Below are 23,867 nucleotides of genomic sequence, written 5' to 3' on the forward strand. Positions count from 1 at the left end.
CCCTCGGACAACGAACTTCGTGCATCCATGACACCACTCCCCGGAAGTCGGAACCGAATTTCGCAGTCCAACTTCCGGGGACCAGTTCACGTGCCGCTGATCCGAGCGAAGGGCGCCTTCAGCCATGACGCTGGCCTCGACGTCCTCACGATTGCGCGTCGGCGAACCGTCAGATCGGGTTCTCGTGCGTCAGCGACCGGTAGCCGCTCGCGCCGGCTCGGTCGACGGCAGCCTTGACGATGCCGAACACGGCACCCTGCAGCGCGGCCGCGACCAGGACCTCCCGAACGGAGCGACTGAGGTCCTTGGGGTCGGGCGCTTCGAGGTCATTGTCGCCCACCTGCTTCCACAACTGCTGGAAGATCAGGCCGGCGACGATGCCTCCGATGACGCTGGTGACGAGCGAGAGGGGCTTGTACATCGCCTTGGACACTGCGCTCACCGTCACGACCTCCGTGCACTCGACGCCGCACGACAGCCCCGGCGGCGTGGGAACCCTGTTGCGGACACACGTGCCCAGTACCCGAAGCCCACGCCGCTAAACGCCCACCGTCGGGGTGGTCGATGGGGGGACGCGAGCCGCCGCTACGTCCGGTCGAACAGCGTCGGGGCCTGGGCGCGACCGGCATCGTCGACGGTCACGATCACCGGCTCGTCGACGGGGAAGTGAGCGGGCATGAGCAGCAGTCCTTCGCGCGCGCAGCGTTCGAGCAGAGCGTCGCGGGTGCGGCGGGCCTCGAGCGGATCGGCATCCCCACCCTGGATCAGGTGCGTGCAGCAGAACTGCAGGGGGTGATGGATCACGTCCCCGGAGAGGATCGCGCCGCCGTCCGGGGTGCGGACCTCGACGATCTGATGGCCGGCGGTGTGGCCGCGCGCCGACCGGAGCACGACGCTCGTCGTGCCGCTCCCGGCGAGGAGGTGTCCGTCCTCCACCGAACTCCAGGTGGCGTGGTCGAGTACCGGCCGGACGCTGTCGTGGTACATCCGCACGAGATCCGACGCGACGGGGTCGTCCGACGGCGACGACACCAGCGACCGCAGGGCGGCGAGTTCGTCGGCGCCGAAGAGGTAGGTGGCCCGTCCGAACGTGGGCACCCACTCCCCGTCGACGAGTCGCGTGTTCCACCCGCAGTGATCGGGATGCAGGTGCGTGCTCACCACCAGGTCGACATCGGCGGGCGAGACCCCGGTCGCGGCGAACCGCGACTCCCAGTCGGTGTCGAACATGTGGTGCGGCAACAGGTTCGGCCGTTGTTTGTGGTTGCCGTTGCCGGTGTCGACGACGATCGTGGTGTCACCGATCTCGATCACGTACATGTGGATCGCGAGGATCAGCTCCCCCGTCGCGGGGTCGACGAACCGGGACGGCAGGGTCGTCGCGGTGCGCTCGGCGCCCTCGGCTGCGGACGGGAACAGCCCGCCGACCGGGAAGGGCCAGCGCGCCAGCTCCGTGAGCTGCGTGATGCGCGCCGCGCCGATGTCACGGGTGAAGGTCACCGACCACACGTCCTCTCGTCACGGCCCCCATGACCGATCGCCCCACACGGTGACGCTACTGCGCCCGGAGTGCCACGGCGGAATCCCGATCATCGGCACCGAGTCGCGAGTTGTCCCGGCCACGAGCCCCGATCAGATCCCGTCGTGCTCCGCGAGCAACGTCGCGACGTCCCGCTGCCCGAGCCGCTGCGCGTGTTCGAGTGCGGTGCGGCCGTGGGCGTCCCGGATCGACGGGTCCGCGCCGGCGTCGAGGAGTTGCGTGACGACGTCGACGTAGCGGGCCGAGCCGTCACCGTAGACCACCGCCTCCAGTAGCGCCGTCCACCCGGGGTCGTTGACGTGGTTCACCGGCACCCCGGCGTCGATCAGCGTCCGCACCGTCTCGACGTGCGCGTGTTCGGCGGCCGGGATCAGCGCGGTGCCGCCGAACCTGTTGGTGCTCCGCACGTCCGCGCCGTGCGTGAGGGTCGCGCTCAGGATCTCGTCGAGGCCCTCGGCGCCGGCGTAGAGGAACGCCGAATCACGAATATCGTCCTGCGCGTTGACGTCCGCGCCCGATTCGATCAGGGCGATGGCCACCGCGCCGGCGTTCGACTTCGTCGCCGCGACCAGGGGCGTGCGCTGCCGGTCGTCGCGGGACTCGATGTTCGCTCCCCCGGCGACGGCGGCGCGCACCGCGGCGGCGTCGTTGTCGCGGACCGCCCCGAACAGCGCCGCCTCCAGCTCCGGCGTGGACACGGGTTCCGTTGGCAGGGTGCTGTTCTCGGCATTCACCGTGGACGCGGCCGGGCCGGGCGTCGGATTCGCGGCGCTCCCGCAGCCGGACGCCGCGAGCACGACGATCAGGGCGGCGGCGCCGGCACCGACCCTCACCGCAGGGTGTCCTCGATCGCCGCCAGACCGGCCGCGGCGCAGGCCTGGTCGGCGTTGCCGTCCGGCGCGCCGCCGACCCCGATACCGGCGATGGACGCGTTGCCCACCTTCACCGTGACGCCGCCGGGCAGGAACAGCGTGCCGGGCAGGTCGGCGACCGTCGCACCGTCGCCCTTCGCGCGGTCGGCGAGGTCGGAGGTGTTGGCGCCGAACGCCGCCGCGGTGTAGCCCTTCGCGCGGGACGCCTCGACGGTGTGCTGGGCGGCGTTGTCGCCGCGCAGCACGGCCTGCACGTTGCCGGCGCGGTCGACGACCGACACGGTGACGAACCCGAGGCCGTCGGCCCGGCACTGTGCGAGCGCGGCCTGCGCGGCGCGGCCGGCTGCGTCCACCGACAGCCGGGTCGCGGTCACGGTGCCCGCGTCACCGTTGCCCGGCTGCTGCTCCGACACCGCGGCCGGCGTCACCGGCGTGGCGGCCGGCGCGGCGTCCGTCGACCCGCACGCCGTGACGGCGAGCAGGGCGACCGCGGGAACGGTGACGGCGAGGGCGCGGGGCAGGTGGCGGGTGAGGGTCATCGTCGAACCTTTCGAAGACGGTGGATCGGTCGCCGACCAGCCTGGTCCGGGCACCCGCCGCCCGGCATCGGCCGATCCGGCGGTCTTCCGCTCCTTCCAACGGCCCGTCCGGTCTCATCCGAATGGCCGATCCGGACCGGCACCGCCGTCCGTAGGATCGGCCGGGTGCAGGGCAACGGGGCGTTCCGAGGACCGATCGGTCTCGCGATCCACGTCTCGTTCTACCTGCTGCTCGCGGCGTCCACGGCCCGCTACCTGACCTATCACGGCGTCAGCGATCGTTGGATGATCGTCGCGGCACTCGTGCTCGTGCTGGCCGCGCTGTACGCGGTGGTCGTGGTGTTGTCGCGTCGCGGTACGCCCTGGCAGCCGTGGGTGTGGCCGGTGCTCACGAGCTGGGTGGTGCTGGTGTGGCTGGCGCCGAGCTTCGCGTGGACGGCCTTCCCGATCTTCTTCCTGTGCACCAGTGCCTTCTCGCGGCGTCTCGCGTACCCGGTCGTCGGGGCGCTCGCCGTGTTCGCGGGTGTCGAGTTCGCGTCGTTCAGCGGCCGCACCGAGTGGCCGGTGCTGCTGGCACCGCTGTGCACCGGCGCGCTGATCGTCCTCGCGTTCGGGCAGGTGCAGCGTGAGAACGCCGAGCGTGAACGACTGCTCGGCGAACTGGTCGACGCCAAGTCGAGGCTCGCCGAGACCGAACGCGAGGCGGGGGTGCTGTCCGAGCGGGAACGGATCGCCCGCGAGATCCACGACACCGTCACCCAGGGTCTGACCAGTGCACTGCTGCACCTGGAGGCCGCCGACGAACTGTGGGACGGCCCGGATTCGAAAGCCCGCAGCGAGATGCGGGTCGCGACGGCGGCCCTGCGCGACAACCTCACCGAGACCCGCGATCTGGTGCACTACCTCGGCTCCCCCGACCTCGGGACGCAGTCGTTGGGGGCGGCGCTGCTCGCCGCGGTGCACGGGTACGTGCCGTCGGCGCAGCTGCAGGTGGTGGGCGATCCGGTGCCGTTGCCTGCGGAGGTCGAGCATGCGCTGCTGCGGATCACCCAGAGCGCCGCGTCGAACGTCCGCAGGCACGCGCAGGCGCACACTGTCGGGGTGACGCTCACCTACCTGCCCGACGCGGTGGCGCTGGACGTGTTCGACGACGGCGCCGGGTTCGACGTCCACGAACAGAGCGGACACGAGCCAGGACGACGCAGCGGCTTCGGCCTGCCCGCGATGCGCCAACGGGTCGAGGCACTCGGCGGCACCTTCGGGGTCGAGAGCGCGCCCGGCGAGGGCACGGTGGTCGCGGCGCAGATCCCGGGCAGCTCTCGGCCGGAACCGTTCGGGGTGGCGGAGTGATCTCGGTGCTGCTGGTCGACGACCACCTCGTGGTCCGGGCGGGACTGCGCGCGCTCCTGGATTCGCAGCCCGACATCGAGGTGGTCGGGGAGGCCGAGACCGGCGAGGCCGCGGTCGCTCTGGCGTCCGAGCACCGCCCCGACCTGGTGATGATGGACCTGGCGCTCGGGGCCGGGATCGACGGCGTCGAGGCGATCCGCCGCATCCGCGCCGCCCGCCAGCAGCCGGTACTGGTGTTCACCACGTACGACACCGACGCCGACGTGGTCCGCGCGCTCGACGCCGGCGCGATCGGGTACCTGCTGAAGGACTCCGCGCCGCGCGACCTGTTCGCCGCGATCCGCGGCGCGGTGGCGGGCCAGAGCGTGCTGTCGCCGCCGGTCGCTGCGCGGGTGCTCGACAAGATGCGCCGCCCGGACCAGGCGCTGACTGCGAGGGAGGCGGAACTGCTGACCCTGCTCGCCGAGGGGCTCACGAACAGGGAACTCGGCAGGCGCCTCCACATCAGCGAGGCCACCGTGAAGACGCACCTGGCGCACATCTACGCCAAACTCGGGGTCGACTCCCGCGCCGCCGCCGTCTCCATCGCGCTGCGCCGCGACGGCATCCGCTGAAGTGATGCGCTTCGCGCAGTGGTGCACTTTCGGACCCCCGGACCTACGAATGTGCACCACTTCGCGGAGCGCGTACACCACTCGTCGGGTGTTCTCCATGGAGTACCGACGCACCGGGGTCCGGAACCTCATCGCTGACCGCGGGGAGGCTGTGGCGTTCCGGTGTCGCAGCGACCAGACTGGAAGAGTCTGACAAGGGAGGTCACCATGACCGAACAGACTCCGCCGGACGCCCTGACCGCCGCGAAGGTCGTGCTGCTCGAGACCCGCAAACGCGACGGCACCTGGGTGAACACCCCGGTCAACATCGCCACCGACGGCGCCCACGCCTACTTCCGCACCCCGGGCCGGGCGTCGAAGAACAAGCGGCTGCGCAACTTCCCCGACGTCCGGGTCGCGCCGTGCACCTGGTCGGGGAAGGCCACCGGTCCGGAGTCGGTGGCGACCGCTCACCTGCTGTCGGGAGCGGATGCCGACGCCGCCGCCCGGGCAATCGATCACCGGTTCCCGATCCTGCAGCGAATGATCGTCCGGGCGACGCACAAGGTGATGCGCACCCCCACGCTGCACTACGAACTGACGGACTTCCACTCTCCGGACTGACCCGAATCCGAACCGTCGGGTATCGGATTCGCGTCGTTTCACGTTGAACAAATCATGACGCTCCCGGAATCGGGCACCGCTTCGCCGCGTCAGCGCATTGCCGCCGAACGAGCCGACGCCGTGCACCGCATCGACTTTCTCACCGCCCGCCTCGCCGACATCGTCGAAGGCTCGCATCTGACCACCGACGACGACGAACACGACCCGGAGGGCGCGACCGTGGCGTTCGAGCGCGCTCAGACGGCGACGCTGCTCGCCGAGGCGCGACGTGAAGTCGACGAGCTCGACGCCGCCGAGCACCGTCTCGACAGCGGCACCTACGGGGCCTGCGAGAAGTGCGGCCACCCGATCAGCGAGGAACGCCTGGACGTGCTGCCCGCGGCACGCCGCTGCATCGACTGCGCGTGAGTTGCCTGCGTGTTCGGTACCCCGCGGTCGGCGCCCGAGTCGTCCCTGAACCGTCGCCCTTCCGCTCGGCTATCGTCTCCATTTAGTAGGACGACCAAGTATTCGACGCAAGGGAGCGAACAGTGGACATCCAGGGAACCGCGTGTCTCGTCACCGGAGCGGCCTCCGGGCTCGGTGCCGCGACCGCGAAGCGCTTCGTCGACGCCGGCGCGACGGTGTTCGGCCTCGACCTGGCCCAGTCGATCGAACGCGCCGGCGACAAGGTGCCCGCCGGGGTCACCCTCATCCCCACCGATGTCACCAGCGGTGAGGAGGTGGCGGCCGCGGTCGAGCAGGTCGTCGCGTCGGGTGTGCCGCTGCGCGTCGTCGTCAACTGCGCGGGCGTCGGATGGGCCGGCCGCATCCTCTCGAAGAACGGCCCGCACGATCTCGAACTGTTCCGCACCGTCATCACCGTCAACCTGCTCGGCACCTTCAACGTGATGCGCCTGGCCGCCGACGCCATCGCCAAGACCGCACCCGTCGACGACTCCGGCCAGCGTGGCGTCATCGTCAACACCGCGTCGGTCGCCGCGTTCGAAGGGCAGATCGGTCAGATCGCGTACTCCGCGTCGAAGGGCGGGGTACACGGCATGACGGTCCCCGCCGCCCGCGACCTCGCGCAGTTCGGTATCCGCGTCAACACGATCGCGCCCGGCATCGTCGACACCCCGATGCTCGCCGGCGTCACCGAGGAGTACCGCGCCGGGCTCGAGGCGGGCGTACCGTTCCCGTCGCGCCTGGCCCAGCCCGCCGAGTACGCGCAGCTGGCCCAGATGATCGTCGAACACGACTACCTCAACGGCGAGACCATCCGCATGGACGGTGCCCTCCGCATGGCACCTCGGTAAGTGCGCTTCGCGCAGTGGTGCACTTTCGGACGCCCGGGCATCCGAAAGTGCACCACTGGCGCGTCAGCGCCCGTCGAGCGACGCGTCGATCGCGCGGAGCTGCTCGGGTCGGACGTCGCGCAGCACCGCGAACGTCGCGGTGACGGCCAGATCGCAGGCCTTGTCGATGTCGGCGCCGTCGACGATGAGCGCCCGGTAGGCGACGTCGAGGCTGATGCCGAGCAGCAGCGACGCCAACGTGTCCGCGCTCGCCCCGATCGGTTCGCCGCGCGCGGCGTAGTTCGCGCGCAACCGGTCGGCGATCTTCGGCACCAGCACCGCGTAGAGGCGTCGACCCGGGTCGTCGGTGCCCTCGCGGTGCCCGATGAGGACCCGGAACCCCTCGGGATGACGACGGGCGTACTCGAACAGCGACTCCACCGTGAACCGGGCACGCGGACCGAACTGCATGTCCTCGCTGTCGTCGTACACGGCGAACATCCACGAGGTGAACACGTCGAGTTCGCGCTGAATCACCCTGGCCACCAATTTGTCTCGTGACCCGAAGTGGGCGTAGAGCGTCACCCGCGTGGTGCCGCCGCTCTCGGCGAGCATGTCCATGGTGGCGCGTTCCGCACCGACCTCGGCGATGACCGTACGTGCGGCGTCGAGCAATTCGTCGTCGGTCGGCCGATTCCTGGTGCTGCGGACCGGTGTCCGGTTGGGGCTGCTGCCGGCCGTCCTTGCCACACGTCCTCCTGATTTGCGCGTGATCGTCCGAGTGCCCGTGAGTCCCCCGACGACTCCGCCTGTTCACCGCGTGATCAGGAGGCCACATCCGACTGGTCGCTGCGGCCGAAGTAGGCGGCCTCGACACTATCGCGCCGGTTTCGCAGGTCGCTCGCCGAGGCGGCCAACGCCACCCGCCCATGGTGCAGGACAATCGCCGCGTCGGCTATCCCCAGGGCCAGATCGATGTGCTGCTCGACGAGGACGACGGCCATGTTCTGGTCGTCGGCGATCGACCGCAGTCGCGGCAGGAGCTCCTGCACCGCGATCGGAGCCAGTCCCAGGCTCAGCTCGTCGATCAGCAGGACCCGCGGTTTCGCCAGCAGTGCCTTGGCCAGGGCCAGCATCTGCTGCTCGCCGCCCGACAGGTTGCCGCAGCGCCGCGTGCGCATCGACCTCAGCTTCGGGAAGTACTCGTACACCAGGTCGAGGTCACCGCCACCCTTGCGTTTGGCGAGTCGCAGGTTGTCCGCCACCGACAACGTGTGGAAGACCCCGCGGGTGTCGGGCACGAGGGTGACGCCCCGCCTCGCGTTGCGTTCGACAGCGCCGTCGACCGGCGCGCCGAGGGCGGTGACGGTGCCGGACATCAGCGGCAGCGCGCCGACCGCCGCCAGCAGGGTGGTCGTCTTCCCGGCGCCGTTCGGCCCCAGCACGGCGAGGATCTCGCCGGCGCCCACGGACAGGCTGAGATCGCGAATGGCGGGGACGCCGCCGTACCCGACGGTGATGGCGTCGATCTCCAGTACGGGGGTGCCGCTCATCGTGCCTCCTTCGGGTGGGGCTGCCGCGGTGCGGGCTGTTGCGGGGCGGACTGTTGCGGGACGGGCGGGACGTCGGCGGGGTCGACCTCGGGGCTGCCGAGGTACGCGGCGACCACCGCCGGATCACCCAGGATCTGCGCGGGCGTGCCGTGGGCGATGACCTTGCCGAAGTCGAGGACGTACACCCGGTCGCACACCTCGAGGACCAGCGACATGTCGTGGTCGATCAGCAGGACGCCGATTCCGGAGGCCGCGATCCGGCGGAGTTCGGCGCCGAACTCCCGGCTCTCGTGCGTGTCGAGGCCGGCCGCCGGTTCGTCGAGGAGGAGCACCCGGGTGCCACCGACGAGTGCCCGTGCGACACCGGCGAGCTTCTGCTGGCCGAGGGTCAGTTCGCCGGGGCGCCGGTCGGCGACGTCGGTCAGCCCCACCAGGACGAGCGCGTGGTCGATGGTCTCGGCCGGCGGACGCGACCCGTTCACGACGTCGGAGAGCATCGCGCGCAGGCCCACCGGTTGCACGGCGACGGCGAGGTTCTGCGCGACGGTGAGGTCGGTGAACAGCTCCCCGGCCTGCCAGGTGCGCGCCATGCCCGTCCGGCGACGGCGATGCGGACTCGCACCGTCGAGCCGGGTACCGCCGAGCGTCACCGTTCCGGTCGCCTTCGTGAAGCCGGTGACGGCGTCGACGAATGTCGTCTTGCCCGCCCCGTTCGGTCCGATCAGTCCGACGATCTCACCGCTGTCCACGGTGATGTCGACATCGGAGTTGGCGGTCACGCCCCCGTAGTGGACGGACAGCCCGGCGGTCTCGAGCAGACGTTCGGTCGGGGCGGTGGTCGTGGCGTCAGACATGTGCACCTGCCTGTGCGGTCGGCTCGGTGAGTGGCGGTGGCGGGTCGGGTTCGGGGTGGTGACGACGGGCGCGGAGTCGGTCCACGGCGCCGGCGACTGCCCCGGCGACTCCGACCGGGTTGAGCACGGCCATCAGCAGGAGGCTGCCGGCGGCGATCAGTTCGTAGTATTCGCCCAGGCTCAGCGTCTGGTTCAGGAACACGTAGCCCACGCCGAGCGGTCCGATGACACCGGCCACGAATGCTCCTGCCAGAGAGGTGATTCCGCCGACATAGGTCATCGCCAGCAGGGTCAGGCCGACCATGACGGTGAACGAGCCTGCCGACAGCTGACCGCGGCTGTAGCCGATCAGGCACCCGCCGATCCCGGCGAGGAATGCGGACAGGGCGAAGCCGAGCAGCTTCGTCGCGGCCACGTTGATCCCCACCGACGCCGCCGCGCGTTCGTTGGAACGGACGGCCAGGAAGGCGCGGCCCGTCGAACCTCCCATGAACCGCAGGACGACGAGGGTGGCGAGCGCGACCACCACGAGCACCATGAACGAGAACCGCAGGGTGACCAGGTTGGTGCCGTCGCGTACTGCGAGGTCGATCCCGAACAGGGTGGGGTCGGCGATGAGGTTGCCCTCGTAGGCGGTGATCGCCGGGTTGTTGAAGACGAAGCTCTGGATCGCGAGCGCGGCGGCCAGTGTCACGACGGCGAGTTGGGCGCCGCGGATCCGCAACGCCGGCACACCGACCAGGATGCCGAACGCGGTCGCGATGAGGGCGGCGACGATCATGCTGAACGGGAACGGGACGTTCCAGTTGGTCGTCAGCTTGGACAACGCGAAGCCCGCCGTCCCGGCGAACGCCATACTGGCCAGCGATATCTGGCCGAGGTAGCCGGTGAGCAGGACCAGCGACAGCGCGATCAGCGAGAGGATCACGGACGTCACGACACCGAATCGCCAGGTTCCGGAGGTGAGCACGACGGCCGCGACGACGACCGCGAGGGCGGCGGCGGTGGGCACGATCCTGATCCGCGGGATCCGGACCTCCGGCATCTTCACCTCGCCCAGCGATCCGCGGGACGGGATCTTGCCGCCCATCAGGAACAGCGCGACGACCACGATGACGAAGGGCACGGCGTCACCGAGTCCGGCCTGCGCCCATTCGGGCCACCAGTCCTTGGTGGTCAGCCAGATGATGACGGACTGGAAGGCGCCGAGGACGAGACCGGCCGCGCAGGCCACCCCGAACGAGGTCAACCGTCCGACCAGGGCGACGGCCAGCGCCGGGATGACGTAGAAGGTGTAGCTGGTGACGTTGAGCCCGATGATGAAGGCCGCGAGGATGACGATCAGGCCGGTGGCCGCACCGGTCATCGCCCACACGATCGCGGCGAGACGATCCGGCGAGTACCCGGTCAATCGGGCGGCCAGCTCGTCCTCCGAGCCTGCCCGCGTCGCCACGCCCAGGGTGGTGAGCCGGAAGTACGCCCACAGCAGCGCGGCGATCGCGATCGCGACACCGGCCAGGATCAGGTCGGACACGTTGATCACGGCGCCGGCGAACTCGACGGTGGTGTCGGGAAGCACCGGCAGGGCGAACAGGTTCTCGGTGTCGAAGCGCAACTGCACGAGAGCCTGCAGGAAGAGCATCAGGCCGACGGACGCGACCACCTGCGCCAGGACCGGAGCGTGACGCAGCGGCCGGAAGACGAGGAAGTGGGCGGCCAGCGCCCAGACCACCGCGCTGACCACCCCGATGACCACGGCGAGCCCCATCGGGGTGGGTTCGTCCCCCAGGACGACGGATCCGATCGGCAACACCAGGGTTCCGTCGGTGCGCAGCGCGGCGACGGCGTACACGGACCACAGGCCGATGGCGCCCTGCGCGAAGTTGATGATGCCGGTGGCCGCGTAGACGCCCACCAGTGACGATCCGAGCACCGAGTAGACGGCGCCGGTGGAGAGGCCCAGAAGGACGAACTGGAGCAGCTGACCCATGTGTCCACACTCATTCACTCGGCGCGCACCGGCGCGGGACTTGCACGATGCCCCGTGGTCGGGTGGGAGCGCACCCCCACCCGACCGCGGAGCCCGACCGGGACGCGCCTATGCGGCGCCGGGAATCAGGCTGAGCACCTGGGGATTCGGGGTGATGAATCCACCCGAGACGGGCTCGGTCTTCTTGTCACCGGTGACCTCGAACAGCAGCATCTCGGTGGTGCAGTTCGGTGTGGTGGCCTTGCCGCAGTTGAGCTTCGGTCCGAGGAAGCTCTGGTAGTCGGTGACCGCCTTCAGTGCCGTGAGCACGTTGGGCCCGGTGAAGTCGGAGACCCCCGCGTCGGTGAGGGTGACGGCGAAGTCGACCAGGGTCGCGAACGTGCCGTAGGCGTAGAACCCGGCGGTGCCGCCCTGGTTGTCGATGTACTTCTGCGCCGTCTGCAGGTTGGTCTTCGCCGGTTCCGGCGCCGAGTCGACGGCCGGAGGCTGCCAGACCGGCGAATACGACTGGGCGCCAACCGCTTGCGACCCCATGGTGTCGATGAACTCGGTGCAGGCGGCCAGGAACACGGTGCCCTGGTACTTGACCGACTTCAACGACTGCGCGAGGTTGGTGCAGGTGTTGTCGTTGGGCGAGGTCATCAGGCCCGCAGCGGCCGGGTTGCCTTCGGCGAGGGTACTGGCGAGGGCGGTGAAGTTGGGTCCGGTCGGGGGGTAGTAGACGGCGTCGACCGCGATGCCCAACTGCTGTCCGAGCGGCACGAGAAGCCCGTCGAACACCTGGTGCGCCTGCGGGAGGTCGGCATTGGCGAGGGTGAGCGAGTTCTTGTTCGCCGCCTTGAGCGATTGCATGAACCCGACGAGGAAGGCGGCGGGCGGCGGCCCGAAGTAGACCCGGCCGTCGGCCTGGGCCCCGGTTGCCGTGTTGAACGGAATCTGACCGACCATGGGGATGTTCGCCGAACTCAGGATCGGCATCGCGGCAGCGGATTCGGTGTCGTACCCGTCGATCGCGGCGACGACGCCGGCCTGGACGAACTGGTTGGCGCACGAGATCGTGGACTCCGGGGCGGTCTGGTCGATGCCACAGTCGACGACCTCGATCGGCCGGCCGCCGATGCCGCCGATCTGGTTGTTGATGTAGTCGAGCGCGGCGTTCGTGCCCGTCGTCACACCGCCCTGGGTGGCCGGCCCCTTGGAGGGGTTGAACAGTCCGACCTTGATCGGTTCCCCGGTTGCCTTCGTACCGCTCTCCTCGGCGGCGGAACCACCGGAGGAACTCGTGTCGTCGCTGCTGCACGACACGATGGACAGGACGCAGGCCGCCGTGACGGCGACCGCGGCGATTCGACCAGCTCTCCAACGCATGAATGGCGCCTTTCCGACGAGTTTCCGGGCATGGGACGCACGACCCGGTGAGGACCCTTTTCGAACGCTTGGTTGTCCGCACCATCCGCCCAGGTGGCGGGTGGTCGACCAGGTCTAGATGTGATCTAGAGCACACCGAAAGTAGCCCCAGCCTTACTCTGGTGTCAAGCTGATCGAGACGAAGGCCACAGCCCCGCGAACATTGTTGTGCCACAGCAAATGAATTCGTCTCGCCGGACCCGGCGTCGCTCCCCGCGCGGACGTCCACCCGGGGCGGTACGGATGTGATGGAATTGAACTTCTGTTGCTTAGACAAGCTTCGTAACGGCGTGCGCGAGCGGGGGAAGGGGCAATGACCGGATCCGGTGACAACACCGACCGCATCCTGCGGGTGCTCGCCCGCTTCCTCGGCGTCGGGTACCTCGCCTACCTGGCAATCCTGATCCCGACGATCCGGTCGTACGCATCCGACATCGCCGCCTGGTGGACGCCGATGACCGTCGTGCTCGTGTTCGGCACCGGGATGCTTCCGGGCATCCTGTCGCTGCGCGGCAGCGCCACCGCGGTACGCCGGGCCGCGGCAGTCGCCGCATCGACGTATCTCGCCGCCGTCGCCTCGTGGTGGTTGCTGTGGGACGGACAGCAGGTGTCCGGGGACGCCGGCGTGTACCTCGCGGAGTTCCCCGGGCTCGCCGGCGTCACCGCCGCGCTCGCGTGGCCGGTGCCCGCCGCGTTCACCTACCTCGCGGTCGCCGTGTTCGGCGCGGAGGCGATCACCGTCGTCGGCGGCCAGGAGTCGCCGAGCGGGTCGCTGCTGCCGGCGTTCGCGTTCTCCCTCACCTTCACCGCGCTGTTCGTCGGCGGCGCGGGCATGGCACTGCGAACAGGGCGGGTGCTGGACGAGACCCGGGAACAGACGGAGGCCGCGGCAGCCGCGGCTGCGGCCAGACGGGCACGCTCGGAAGAACGGGAACGCTTCGGTGCACTGATCCACGACAGCGTCATCTCCACCTTCCTGGTGGCCACCTCCGGCCGGAATCCGGACGTCGCCGCCGACGCCGCCGAGGCCGCGCTGACCGCACTCGACGACCTGCGCGGCACACCCCGCGCCGGCCAAGCCCTCCCCGCCGGCGAGGTCGTCGACACGCTGCGGGTCACCGCCCGCGACCTCGACCCCGGGATCGGCATCACCGTCGTCGGAGGCGCCTGCGGGACCGTCCCCGCCGAGGTCGTCCGGTCGCTCGGCGCAGCGACGACGGAGGCCCTGCGCAACAGCGTGCGCCACGCGGGACCGCACGCGCGTCGCACCGTCACCCTGACCGTCACCGACCCCGAGATCCGGGTGGAGGTCCGCGACACCGGATGCGGATTCACCCGATCGGAGGTGGCGCCGCACCGCCTCGGTATCGCCGTCAGCATCCTCGGACGTATGGACAACCTGCCCGGCGGGTCCGCGCGCGTCGACAGCACGCCCGGCGACGGCACGACCGTGCAGATGGTGTGGATGCGGCAGTGACGCCCGACACCGGCACATCGAAGGACCTCGGGGACATCCGCGAACTGTTCGGCATGCGCACCACCGCTGCGCGCGCGCTGGTGACGGCCTACCTCGGCACCCTCGCGTACGTCGCGTGGTACGCGTGCCCCGCGGGTGCGGGCGCCGCGATGTCCGTCGCGTATGCGCTGGTGAGTGCCTGCACAGCCCTGATGCTGCTGGCTCCGGGAGATCCACTTCCGTTGCGCCACACGATGTTCACCGCGGCGGCGTGCGCCGTCGCGGTCAACCTGATGCTGGCCGTCACTCCTGCCCCGTTCCACGGATACCTGCGGCTGTGGCCGCTGCCCGCGACGGCCGCGCTCCTGTCGTTCCTCTGCGCGCGGGGACGCACCGCGTGGGCGTGGACGGCCATGGCGGCCGTCGTCACCAGCTGCGCGGCGTGGGCGGTCGGCACCGGGCAGGGCGTCGCGCACGCGGTGACGATCTGCCTCCCCGGTCTCGCGCCCCTGCTGATGGCCACGTTCTTCGCGGCGACGATCCGCCCGGCGGTGCACCAGATCTTCGCGCTGCGCACGAACGCCACCCTGCGGGTCGCCGCCGAGGCGGCCGACGCCGCGGTCGGCGAGGAACGTGACCGCCAACTCGCCCGCCTCGACGAACTCGCCCGGCCGATGCTCGACCGCATCGCCGCCCGACTACCCCTCGCCGGACCCGAGCTCACCACGTGCGTCCTGCTCGAGGCGCACCTGCGCGACACCCTCCGGGCGCCGGCACTCGCGGGTCCCGCGATCACCGAAGCGGCCCGGCGGGCCCGCACCCTCGGTGTCGAGGTGATCCTCCTCGACGACCACGGCCTCGACGACGCCGACGAGCGGGTCCGAGATCGCGTTCTCGCCGGGATCGCCACCATCGTGGGCGGCATCGACACCGGCCGGGTCACCGTCCGGATCCTGCCTCCACACCGCCCGCTCGTCGCGACCGTCCTGCACGCCGACGACGACCGTACCGTGCGGTTCGAGTTCGACCCGGACGGACGCAGTGTCACCGACGACCGGCCGGCGCAGGTGCGGTGACCTACAGCTCCGACGCCAGCGGCACCTCGGCGGCCGCCCGACCGCTCATCCACTCCCGCAGCACCTTCGTCGCGCGCACGTCGTCCTCGTTGTAGACGAACAGCCGCTGCCGCTGACTCTCGTCGGGTGCGCCCTCGTAGCCGACCGCCTCCCGGTACCAGCTCATCGACGCCTCGCCACCGGCTTCGGCGTCCCGCCAGTGGAATCCGGCGACGGGAGCGATCTTCTTGAGGCCCTTGCCGTTCGGACAGATGAACTGATCGCTGACGGCCTGGTAGACGTCCACCCAGTGGGGGCCGTCGATGAACGTCCGGATCTCGGCGACCGTCGGAATGCCCGGCAGCCCCGCGAACCGGGTCGCGGAGCCGAGCAGCCACTTGTCCTCCGCCGAACGCGAATAGCAATAGGCGGCAAAGGTTTTACCCTGCTCGAGGGTGCGGGCGAGGGTGCCGGTCAGCCAGGTCCAGAACTCCGCGAACGAGCGGGCCTCGTCGACGGTCGGCAGTGGATCCCAGGTGACGAACGGCCGATACGGCTCGGTCACCCCGTTCTCGGTGAGCAGCGTCCCCCACAGGTAGGCGCCGTGCTCCTGGTAACTCTCCATGTCGACGTCCACCTCGACGTCGGCGCGGGTCACCGTCACCTCCGCGACGCGGCGCACCAGCGGGACCCCCGCCAGCCAGGCGCGCGCGATGACGACGGTGTCCTCGAAACCGTTGCCCTGCCACTCCTCCGGCGCCGGACCGTCCCAGGCGGCGAGAGCGTCGATGGTGCGCACCCCGACGCCGCGCAGCACGTCCGCCCGCGACCCCGTCGCGACCAGGCTGACGTCCCGGATCTCGGTCAGGCTGGCCTTGCAGTCCGACCACCACGGGCAGGACCGGCACTCCCCCACCTGCGACGGCACCGTCGCCACCTCGCCGCGGGCGACGGCGAGCCGATCCGCGAACCGCTCGTCGTACTGGTCCATCACCGCGGCGAGATCGTGGACGAGGACGCACTCGCCGCCGTAGCCGATGGCGCCGCCGAGCCGGCCGGGGCTGGCGTGACCGTGCCGCTCGAGCATCCGGTACACCTGCGCGAGCCGGAACTGGTCCCGAAGCTGGGCCCGTACCTTGCGGGTCGCGTCGGTCGCGGGCGCCCAGTCGTCGAGCCCCGACGTGACCGCTCCGGACCCGGGGTCCGTGACCTTGTGGTTGACGACGATCACCGGGATGTAGCCGCCGCCCTCGCGGTCGCGGATCAGCATTTCGGCGCGGCCGCGGCGACCGGTGTCGTACTCGAGGGGCAGCACGGCGCCCCAGATCCGGTCGATCCCGTCCGCGCACGCCCGCAGCGTCGCGGTGGCGCGCTCCGCGGCGGGCTGCGTGGGGTCGATGATGACCCGGCTGTACCCGGCGCCGCCGCCGGACATCAACCGTTCGCGTACCGACTCCCGGAAGGCCCTCGCCGCCTCCTGCCGCTGCTGGACGCCGATGTCGGTCGGGACGTCGGCGACGGCCTGCGGGTAGGCGGTGTCCAGGTGGACGCGGTGCCTGCACCCGGTCAGGGCCCGCGGATCGATCAGCACCGGACGCCGCTGCGGCCCGGTGGGGGCCGTGGCGTTCTCGTCGGGCGGGATCGGGTCCCGGGGGTGTGGAGAGGAAGTCACGATGACAGAGATTATGGTCCGCCGGTCCGACACCAATACATCCGCACCGCGCCCGGCCGGTCCGCCGAGGACGCCGGTACCGGCACCGATACCCTGTACCCGGCAGTGTTCCGGCGCTCGAGCACCAGATGGAGGGGCCACCCGCATGGGTTTGTTCAGGAAACGCAAGACGCGCGCGACCCGCCGTGCCGAGGCCAAGGCCCTCAAGCACAAGGCGAAGCTCGAGGCCAAGCACGGTGCCCGCAACGACCGCCGGAAGCTGCGCACCGAGACCAAATCGGCCAGGAAGGTCGAGCGGGCGCAACTCGCGACCCTGAAGGCGCAGGAGAAGGCCGCCACGCCGCGGCCGCGCCTGACCATCACGCGCGTCTGGCGGTACCTCAACATCGTGCGAATGCTGACCCCGGTCGTCGCACCCCTCGTGTACCGCGGGATCGTGCTGGTCCGCGCAGAGCTCGACCAGCGACGCGCCGACCGCCTCGGCGTCCCCCTCGAGGAACTCGGCTCGTACACCGGGCACGGCGCCCGGCTCAGCGCGCGGATCACCGGCGCGGAACGCTCCGCCGACGAGATCGCGAAGGCGTTCCCCGACGCCGAGACCGCGAAGTTCACCGCCGCCGTCCGCGGCCGGCTCGGAGAGCTCGAGACCGCGGTGCACGCGGCCGAGCAGATGCCGGCGCAGCGCCGCAAGTCCGCCCACTACGCGATCGCCAGCGAACTCGACGGCGTCGAAGCCGACCTGCTCGCCAAGCTCGGCGTGCACTGACCCGGCTCGTCCCGTGACCCGTCGCCGTACCTCCGACGCCGCCGCCCTGCGCGGCGGCGCGGTCGGTGCGCTGACGGCCGCGCTCGCGGTCGCGGGCCACGGGCTCGGCGGCGGCGGATATCCGACGTCGGCGGCGTTGACCCTGCTGGTGCTGTGCTGCGGCGGTGTCGGCGCCCTCGCGGGCAGCCCCGCTGCACGGTCCGGGGACGGACGGGTCGCACTGGTCGCGGCGTTGGCCGGCGGACAGCTCGCCGGCCACCTCGTGCTGTCCGCCGCGGCGATCCACCCGCACACCGACAGCGGGGTCCGCGGCCTGTCGATGCTCGTCGCGCACGGCGCCGCGACCGCCGTCTGCGCGGCGCTGATCCTGGCGGCGGAGAGGCTCCACGGTCCGATCACGCGGGTGCTGCGCGTCGTGCTGCGCGCCCCGTCCCCGCCGCCCGGGCGACGCGCGCCCCACGGGGTTCCCGACGCTCCGGTCACGCTCCGACACCTTCTTCTCGACCACGTCCTCTCGAGGCGGGGGCCACCGGCCGCGCTCACGTAGCCGCTTGTCCCCCATTATCTTTCGAGAGAAGACATCACAGATGAATATTCGTACCTCCCGCGCCGCCCTCGTCGCCGGCGCGACCGCAGCGCTGCTCGTGCTCGGCGGCGGGGTCGCCTCCGCGCACGTCACCGTCGTCGCCCCCGGCGCCACGCAGGGCGGCTACGGCGTCCTGACGTTCCGCGTCCCCACCGAGTCGGACACCGCCGGGACCACCAAGCTCGAGGTGACCCTGCCCGCCCTGAAGTCCGCGCGGACCGAGCCGCTGCCTGGCTGGACGGCGCAGGTGACCAAGAACCCCAACGGCGAGGCGACCGCCGTCACCTGGACCGCGGATCCGGGTGTCTCCGTCGGCCCCGGACAGTTCCAGCAGTTCGTGCTGTCCGCCGGGCCGCTGCCGGCGGAGGACGAGGTGTCCTTCCCCGCGGTGCAGACCTACAGCGACGGCGAGGTCGTGGCGTGGGATCAGGAGGCCGGCGCCGACGGTACCGAGCCGGACAAGCCCGCCCCGAGCCTGACACTGACCGCGACCTCGGCGTCCGGTGACGCGCACGGCGCTGCCTCGGGTGACGCGCACGGCGCGGCGGCGACCGAGTCCGCGGACACCGAGGTCGAGGCGACCGACACCACCGCACGCTGGCTCGGCGGCATCGGCCTGGTCCTCGGCGCGCTCGGCGCCGCGCTCGGCCTCGGCGCCCTCGTCCGGAGCCGACGCTCGTGACCTCCCGGATGCGGATCCTCGCGGTGACGCTGCTGACGGCGCTGGCCGCCCTCTGTGGGGTCGGGGTCGCGGGTGCGCATTCGGCGGTGACCGGGTTCAGTCCCGAGAACGGGGAGTCGGTCGCGACGGGACCCGAGCGGGTCACCGTCACGTTCAACGAGCCGCTGCAGACCAGCTTCGCGTCGCTGACCGTGGTCGGGCCGGACGGGAACCTGTGGTCGAAGGGCGACCCGACGGTCCAGGGGCCGACGGTCAGCGTCCCGGTCGGCGAGCTCGGACCGGTCGGCGAGTACACGATCGCGTACCGCGTCACGTCCGCGGACGGGCACCCGGTCAGCGGCACCAGCACCTTCACCCTGACCACCGAGGGCACCGGTACGCCCGGCGCCCCGGCCGACGGCGGGTCGGCATCGGAGGGCGAGGACGAGGGGTCCGGCGTCCCGCTGTGGCCGTTCGTCGTCGCCGCGGTCGTGGTGTTCGGCGGCGGTCTGGCCTTCGCGCTGCGCAAGCCGAAGCAGTGACAGGCGGCTTCGCCGCTCGTGCGCGGTTCACGGGTCTGTGGACCCGGGAACCGCGCACGAGCGCGAAGCGTCTCGTCGTGGTGGCGGGGCCGGCCGGGGTCGCGTTCGCGTGGCTGCTGGCCCGGCCGGACGGGCCGGACCCGAGCGCGGTCGTCCGGGTGTTCGCCGACATCCTGGGCGCGACCGTCCTCGGCCTGTGCACGCTCGACCTGCTCCAGCGGGGTGAAAGACGGCGCGCCGTGCCACGGTCACGGCTGTGGCGGCCGCTGGCCGTCGCGGCGGCCCTGTGGGCGCTGACCGAGGTCGTGCTGCTGGTCGCGGCCGCCGCGGAAACCGCCGAGACGGCGGCCGGGACGCTGACACCCGGCGAGTTCGGCCGGTTCGTCGGGGAGATCAGCGTCGGACGGCTCGGCGCCGCCGCCATCGTGTGCACCGCCGCGATCGCGGTGACCGCGGCGATGGCGTACCGCCGGGACGCCGAGTGGTCGCCGGCACCGATCGCGGCGGTGGCGGCGCTGGCGCTGCTCGCCCGGCCCGTCACCGGCCACATGTCCGCGCAGGCCCTCGGCTCCCTGCTCGTCGCGGCCCACACCCTGACCGCGGCGGTGTGGCTGGGTCCGCTGCTCGCGATGGCCCTGCTCCTGCGCGGCCGCGGCGCGTGGGCGACCGTGTTGCCCCGCTACTCCGACCTGGCGTGGAAGTGCGTCGCGGTGCTGACCGTCACCGGGGTCGCGGACGCCGCGGTCGCGCTCGGCGGGATCGGTGCCCTCGTCGACACCGGCTACGGACGCGTCCTACTGGCCAAGGCGCTGTGCCTGGCCGGGCTGATCGCGCTCGGCTGGTGGTGGCGACGACACTGGGTGCCCGCCGCCACCACCCACCGCAGCCCCGAGTCCGACTCGCTGCGCAACGCCGCCGTCGAGGTGACCGCGCTCGCGTTCGTGTTCGGCCTCGCGGCCGCCCTCGCGACCACGGGCTGACGCTCCAGTGGTGCACTCACCGACCGCACGGCATCCGAAAGTGCACCACTGGGCGAAGCCCATCTACAGCGAGGCCGACGCGAAGGCCAACGCCTGCGGCCACGACAACGCGTACGCGGTCGCGTTCACCGGATTGTCGTGACGGGCACGCGAACTGAAGCCGTGCTCGGCGCCGGGATAGACCTGGACGGCGGTCGGCGCGTCCCGGTTCTCCAGTGCGGCGCGCAGCCGGCCCAGCGACCCGGTCGTCAGGATCGTGTCGGCACCCGCGTGCAGGATCAGCACCGGCGCCGTGATCGCGGACGCCTCGGCGATCGCATCCAGGCTGTGGTTCGCCGGCGCCGGGTCCCAGATCGACGGGTGGTAGGCGATCACGTTGGACAGCAGCGGATCCCGCGCGCCGAGCAGCAGCGCGAACCGCCCACCGAGGCAGTAGCCGATCACCCCGACCCGCTCGAAGCCCAACGCGTCACGCAGATGTCCCAGCAGCGCCCCCATCTCCCCGAGGCACGTCTCGTCGTCGAGTTGCCCCATCAGTTCGAACAGCCGCTCGCGAGGCGTGTCGTCGGAGGTGGGACCGTGCCACGGATCCCACACCAGCGCCGTCATCCCGGCGGCGGCGATGTCGGACGCGTACTCACGGACCTGCGCGTCGATGCCGGTGATCATCGGCAGCACCAGCATCGCGCCGACGCTCTCCGCGTCGGCGGGTCTGGCCAGGTGCGCGGTCAGCTCACCCACGGTGACGGTCTCGGTCTCGACCCGGCTCACGGAAACTCCTTCTCGCTCTCGGTGACTGTCCCGGACACGATCTCACACGCCGGACGGATCCGGTCGGCGCGAGTATTCGAATCGGCCCGAGTTCAATTCTCGGCACCGTCAACGGAATCGGTTTCACGCCAAGATCGTTGGCGTACAAGGTGTGCCGCCGGCCCCACGGACGGCGTCACCCTCGCTTTTGACTATGTAGCGCCATATTGGCAATAATGGCCGTACATATCGAGAGAGGTTCTCCCCGTGACCCAGCCGACCGCCCTCCCCCTGTCCGGCATCACCGTGGTGAGCATCGAGCAGGCCGTGGCGGCTCCGTTCGCGACGCGTCAGCTCGCCGATCTCGGCGCCCGGGTGATCAAGATCGAACGACCCGACGGCGGCGACTTCGCCCGACGCTACGACGAAACGGTGCGCGGCGAGTCGAGCTACTTCGTCTGGCTCAACCGCTCCAAGGAATCGCTGACCCTCGACCTCAAGTCCGAACAGGGCCGCGCCGTCCTCGAACGGCTGCTCGGCACCGCCGACGTGTTCGTCCAGAACCTGGCCCCCGGCGCGGCGGCCCGGATGGACCTCGACGCGCAGTCGCTGCAGCAGCGCCACCCGTCCCTGATCCCGTGTGACATCTCCGGGTACGGCAACACCGGTCCCTGGTCCGACCGCAAGGCCTACGACATGCTCGTGCAGGGCGAATCCGGACTGATGTCCCTGACCGGCCCCGAATCCACCCCGTCCCGGGCCGGCATCTCGATCGCCGACATCTCCGCCGGAATGTACGCCTACAGCGGCATCCTCACCGCCCTGTTCACCCGCGCGACCACCGGCGTCGCCCGTGCCGTGGAGGTGTCGCTGTTCGAGTCCCTCGGCGAATGGATGGGCAACCCCGCGTACTACACCGAATACGGTGGGACCCAACCCCGCCGGGTCGGTGCCGAGCACGCGACAATCGCACCGTACGGCGCCTTCCCGACCTCCGACGGCACGATCCTGCTGTCCGTGCAGAACGAGCGGGAGTGGGTGGCGCTCTGCACCGATCTTCTCGGAAACGACGCGCTCGCAACGGATCCACGGTTCGAGCGCAACTCGGACCGGGTCGCCAACCGCGCCGAGTGCAACGCCCTCGTTGCCGACCGGACACGCACCATGCCCACCGAGGACGCGCTCGCCGTGCTCGACAGGATCGCCATCGCCAACGGCCGACTGGCCTCGGTGTCCGACTTCCTGACGCACCCGTCGCTGGAGGGGCGCAACCGGTGGCGCGAGGTCGACACCGCGGGAGGCCCGGTGCGCGCGTTGCTCCCGCCCGCCACGCTCGCCGGTGTCGAACCGCGGTTCGATCCCGTCCCGGCGGTCGGCGAGCACACCGACACCATCCTTGCCGGGCTCGGCTACGACGCCGCCGCGATCGCCGACCTGCGCGCCGCGGCCGCGGTGTAGGTCAGCGTCGTGCCCACCGCGGATCCGGTGTCTCACGCTGTCGCCTCCGACGGCACCGACGTCGCCGGCCCACCGGTGACGTCCTTCGTCACGGCGTGATCCGTGGCCGCGGCCGCCCTTCCTCCGACGACTCGTGGAGACCGGCCGCTCGCGTCGGTCCGTCTCGCGCACTGCGACTTCCGTGGACGGCGTCGCACCCCGTCACGGTTCTGTGAAATGTGCATGACGCGCGGGGGTCGGGATCGTGCCTGAGCCGGGGCCGTCCGGGATCGGAATCGGGTCGTCCCAGGATCGGGACCATCCACGTGTTTCGACCGTGGTTCGCATTGTCGATTCGGCCATATCGAGCCGTCGGGGAGTCGTTCGACGGTGGCGCCTCGCCAGGCCACACTCGGTGTCAACGACCGGACGGCTCTTCCCTCGGCTGGAGGTCACTCATGACGAACACGGCGACGCCCACACCGGGCACGACCGGCGCGGTCGGCCGACCCGTGATCGCGCTCCCCACGGACGACGGGTCGGCGACCACCGAGTCCGGCGCCCTCGTGCGGGTGACCGCGTCGGACCTGCGCGAGGCCGGTGTGGCCGTCAGCCGGGTCCGGCAGGAGAATCCCGACGGGACGGTCGTCCTTCTCGACGTCGACGTGCATCTGGCACCCGACTTCCGGACGGCGCTGAAGGAGGCGGCGGCACTGTCCGAGCAGCCGACGGGACGGGTGCGTTACGTCGGAACTCCGTCCGGCCTTGCGGGTTTCGTCACCGACATCCGTGCGGCCGGCGTCGCCGACGGAGTCGTGGCGATCGCGATCGGGAAGAGCGCCGACCTGGCGCCGTTGGTGCGGGACGCGGTGGCACCGCTGCTCGCGTGCGACGTGGCCGACGTCGCCTGACCGCCGTCACCGCTCGAGGTGGGCCTTCATCTTCGCGAGGGTCTCACGCATCCCGGCCTGCATCAGGGCGTCCCGGTCGCTGCCGATCAGCGTGGAGCGCTGCACCATCCGCACGTACCACGCGGGCGTGGCGTAGATCTCCCGGGTCTCGGTGATCCGGCTGCCCGTCTCGGTCGGTTCGACGAGGTAGGTCCAGCGGGCCTTCGGTTCGTCGGACTGGAACGAGAACCGCTGCCCGGCAACGACGTCGACAACGGTGCAGTGTGTCGTCCAGCGGACCAGGCCGTGCCGGTTGCGGCCGGTGAAGGTGGCGCCGACGGTGACCGGCTCGCCGCCGGTCCAGTGCCCGCCGGTGTTCTCCGGGCTGAACCGGTGATACCCGGCGATGTCGGTGACCAGGTCCCACACCCGGGTCGGCGCTGCGCCGACCTCGATGCTGGCGGTGTCCACGG

26 protein-coding genes are annotated in these 23,867 nt (G+C 71.0%); 14 read left to right on the plus strand and 12 right to left on the minus strand.

Annotation, left to right across the window (positions count from 1 at the left end; all coding sequences use genetic code 11):
* Positions 1-169: 169 nt before the first annotated feature.
* From ACFYVR_RS25845 to ACFYVR_RS25860, 4 genes are all read right to left on the minus strand, one after another.
* The gene (locus ACFYVR_RS25845; protein ID WP_387478847.1) at positions 170-442 is read right to left on the minus strand and encodes a DUF4235 domain-containing protein; all 273 of its coding nucleotides are present in this window, start codon (positions 440-442) and stop codon (positions 170-172) included.
* A 143-nt stretch (positions 443-585) separates the two neighbouring features.
* Entirely contained in the window at positions 586-1,500 is a 915-nt protein-coding gene (locus ACFYVR_RS25850) for an MBL fold metallo-hydrolase (protein WP_387478850.1), read from the minus strand.
* A gap of 132 nt (positions 1,501-1,632) precedes the next feature.
* Positions 1,633-2,373, minus strand: a complete 741-nt coding sequence (locus tag ACFYVR_RS25855) for an ankyrin repeat domain-containing protein (RefSeq protein WP_387478853.1) — start codon at positions 2,371-2,373, stop codon at positions 1,633-1,635.
* Positions 2,370-2,951, minus strand: a complete 582-nt coding sequence (locus tag ACFYVR_RS25860) for a heme-binding protein (RefSeq protein WP_387478856.1) — start codon at positions 2,949-2,951, stop codon at positions 2,370-2,372. Before ACFYVR_RS25860 ends, ACFYVR_RS25855 begins: the two co-directional genes overlap by 4 nt.
* A gap of 165 nt (positions 2,952-3,116) precedes the next feature.
* On the opposite strand from ACFYVR_RS25860, the gene ACFYVR_RS25865 reads away from it, so the two are divergent.
* From ACFYVR_RS25865 to ACFYVR_RS25885, 5 genes are all read left to right on the plus strand, one after another.
* Entirely contained in the window at positions 3,117-4,301 is a 1,185-nt protein-coding gene (locus ACFYVR_RS25865; protein ID WP_387478858.1) for a sensor histidine kinase, read from the plus strand.
* Positions 4,298-4,915, plus strand: coding sequence for a response regulator (locus ACFYVR_RS25870; protein ID WP_387478861.1), 618 nt, complete (start codon positions 4,298-4,300; stop codon positions 4,913-4,915). The genes ACFYVR_RS25865 and ACFYVR_RS25870 overlap by 4 nt, the downstream gene beginning before the upstream one ends.
* Before the next feature lie 207 nt (positions 4,916-5,122).
* Positions 5,123-5,518 carry a PPOX class F420-dependent oxidoreductase gene (locus ACFYVR_RS25875; RefSeq protein ID WP_387478864.1) on the plus strand — a complete coding sequence of 132 codons (396 nt, stop codon included), beginning with the start codon at positions 5,123-5,125 and terminating at the stop codon, positions 5,516-5,518.
* A gap of 54 nt (positions 5,519-5,572) precedes the next feature.
* Entirely contained in the window at positions 5,573-5,926 is a 354-nt protein-coding gene (locus ACFYVR_RS25880) for a TraR/DksA family transcriptional regulator (RefSeq protein ID WP_387478867.1), read from the plus strand.
* A gap of 122 nt (positions 5,927-6,048) precedes the next feature.
* Positions 6,049-6,816, plus strand: coding sequence for an SDR family NAD(P)-dependent oxidoreductase (locus tag ACFYVR_RS25885; RefSeq protein ID WP_387478870.1), 768 nt, complete (start codon positions 6,049-6,051; stop codon positions 6,814-6,816).
* Between the two features lie 63 nt (positions 6,817-6,879).
* On the opposite strand, the gene ACFYVR_RS25890 is transcribed toward ACFYVR_RS25885, so the two are convergent.
* The 5 genes from ACFYVR_RS25890 to ACFYVR_RS25910 form a co-directional block, all read right to left on the minus strand.
* Complete coding sequence (locus ACFYVR_RS25890; protein ID WP_387478873.1) at positions 6,880-7,545, minus strand: TetR/AcrR family transcriptional regulator; 666 nt, start codon at positions 7,543-7,545, stop codon at positions 6,880-6,882.
* Between the two features lie 74 nt (positions 7,546-7,619).
* Positions 7,620-8,348 carry an ABC transporter ATP-binding protein gene (locus ACFYVR_RS25895; RefSeq protein ID WP_387478876.1) on the minus strand — a complete coding sequence of 243 codons (729 nt, stop codon included), beginning with the start codon at positions 8,346-8,348 and terminating at the stop codon, positions 7,620-7,622.
* Positions 8,345-9,202 (minus strand): ABC transporter ATP-binding protein, encoded by an 858-nt coding sequence (locus ACFYVR_RS25900; RefSeq protein WP_387478879.1) that lies wholly within the window; start codon positions 9,200-9,202, stop codon positions 8,345-8,347. Before ACFYVR_RS25900 ends, ACFYVR_RS25895 begins: the two co-directional genes overlap by 4 nt.
* Positions 9,195-11,192, minus strand: a complete 1,998-nt coding sequence (locus tag ACFYVR_RS25905) for an ABC transporter permease (RefSeq protein ID WP_387478882.1) — start codon at positions 11,190-11,192, stop codon at positions 9,195-9,197. Before ACFYVR_RS25905 ends, ACFYVR_RS25900 begins: the two co-directional genes overlap by 8 nt.
* Before the next feature lie 108 nt (positions 11,193-11,300).
* Complete coding sequence (locus ACFYVR_RS25910; protein WP_387478885.1) at positions 11,301-12,560, minus strand: ABC transporter substrate-binding protein; 1,260 nt, start codon at positions 12,558-12,560, stop codon at positions 11,301-11,303.
* A 352-nt stretch (positions 12,561-12,912) separates the two neighbouring features.
* Here ACFYVR_RS25910 and ACFYVR_RS25915 point away from each other — a divergent pair, with 352 nt between their 5' ends.
* Positions 12,913-14,076, plus strand: a complete 1,164-nt coding sequence (locus tag ACFYVR_RS25915; protein WP_387478888.1) for a sensor histidine kinase — start codon at positions 12,913-12,915, stop codon at positions 14,074-14,076.
* Positions 14,073-15,131 carry a hypothetical protein gene (locus ACFYVR_RS25920; protein ID WP_387478891.1) on the plus strand — a complete coding sequence of 353 codons (1,059 nt, stop codon included), beginning with the start codon at positions 14,073-14,075 and terminating at the stop codon, positions 15,129-15,131. The genes ACFYVR_RS25915 and ACFYVR_RS25920 overlap by 4 nt, the downstream gene beginning before the upstream one ends.
* Position 15,132: 1 nt before the next feature.
* Here the strand turns inward: ACFYVR_RS25920 and ACFYVR_RS25925 are convergent, their stop codons facing one another.
* Positions 15,133-16,698, minus strand: coding sequence for a TM0106 family RecB-like putative nuclease (locus ACFYVR_RS25925; RefSeq protein ID WP_387478944.1), 1,566 nt, complete (start codon positions 16,696-16,698; stop codon positions 15,133-15,135).
* Positions 16,699-16,927: 229 nt separating this feature from the next.
* Here ACFYVR_RS25925 and ACFYVR_RS25930 point away from each other — a divergent pair, with 229 nt between their 5' ends.
* The 5 genes from ACFYVR_RS25930 (at position 16,928) to ACFYVR_RS25950 (ending at position 20,317) form a co-directional block, all read left to right on the plus strand.
* On the plus strand, positions 16,928-17,548 hold the full coding sequence (locus tag ACFYVR_RS25930; RefSeq protein WP_387478894.1) for a DUF6474 family protein: 621 nt from the start codon (positions 16,928-16,930) through the stop codon (positions 17,546-17,548).
* 13 nt (positions 17,549-17,561) lie between these two features.
* Positions 17,562-18,095, plus strand: coding sequence for a hypothetical protein (locus ACFYVR_RS25935; RefSeq protein ID WP_387478897.1), 534 nt, complete (start codon positions 17,562-17,564; stop codon positions 18,093-18,095).
* A gap of 40 nt (positions 18,096-18,135) precedes the next feature.
* The gene (locus ACFYVR_RS25940; RefSeq protein WP_387478900.1) at positions 18,136-18,816 is read left to right on the plus strand and encodes a YcnI family protein; all 681 of its coding nucleotides are present in this window, start codon (positions 18,136-18,138) and stop codon (positions 18,814-18,816) included.
* Positions 18,817-18,824: 8 nt separating this feature from the next.
* Complete coding sequence (locus tag ACFYVR_RS25945) at positions 18,825-19,337, plus strand: copper resistance protein CopC (protein WP_387478946.1); 513 nt, start codon at positions 18,825-18,827, stop codon at positions 19,335-19,337.
* Between the two features lie 77 nt (positions 19,338-19,414).
* Positions 19,415-20,317, plus strand: a complete 903-nt coding sequence (locus ACFYVR_RS25950; RefSeq protein WP_387478903.1) for a copper resistance D family protein — start codon at positions 19,415-19,417, stop codon at positions 20,315-20,317.
* Between the two features lie 63 nt (positions 20,318-20,380).
* Here ACFYVR_RS25950 and ACFYVR_RS25955 read toward each other — a convergent pair whose 3' ends face one another.
* The gene (locus ACFYVR_RS25955; protein ID WP_387478906.1) at positions 20,381-21,088 is read right to left on the minus strand and encodes a dienelactone hydrolase family protein; all 708 of its coding nucleotides are present in this window, start codon (positions 21,086-21,088) and stop codon (positions 20,381-20,383) included.
* Between the two features lie 246 nt (positions 21,089-21,334).
* On the opposite strand from ACFYVR_RS25955, the gene ACFYVR_RS25960 reads away from it, so the two are divergent.
* The gene (locus ACFYVR_RS25960; protein ID WP_387478909.1) at positions 21,335-22,525 is read left to right on the plus strand and encodes a CaiB/BaiF CoA transferase family protein; all 1,191 of its coding nucleotides are present in this window, start codon (positions 21,335-21,337) and stop codon (positions 22,523-22,525) included.
* A gap of 437 nt (positions 22,526-22,962) precedes the next feature.
* A complete protein-coding gene (locus ACFYVR_RS25965) occupies positions 22,963-23,415 on the plus strand; it encodes a hypothetical protein (protein ID WP_387478912.1) in 453 nt (150 codons plus the stop codon).
* Between the two features lie 6 nt (positions 23,416-23,421).
* Here ACFYVR_RS25965 and ACFYVR_RS25970 read toward each other — a convergent pair whose 3' ends face one another.
* Complete coding sequence (locus ACFYVR_RS25970; protein WP_387478915.1) at positions 23,422-23,865, minus strand: SRPBCC family protein; 444 nt, start codon at positions 23,863-23,865, stop codon at positions 23,422-23,424.
* Positions 23,866-23,867 lie beyond the last annotated feature (2 nt).

The sequence above is a fragment of the Rhodococcus sp. NPDC003318 genome (genome assembly GCF_042879035.1).
GTDB lineage: Bacteria > Actinomycetota > Actinomycetes > Mycobacteriales > Mycobacteriaceae > Rhodococcus_G.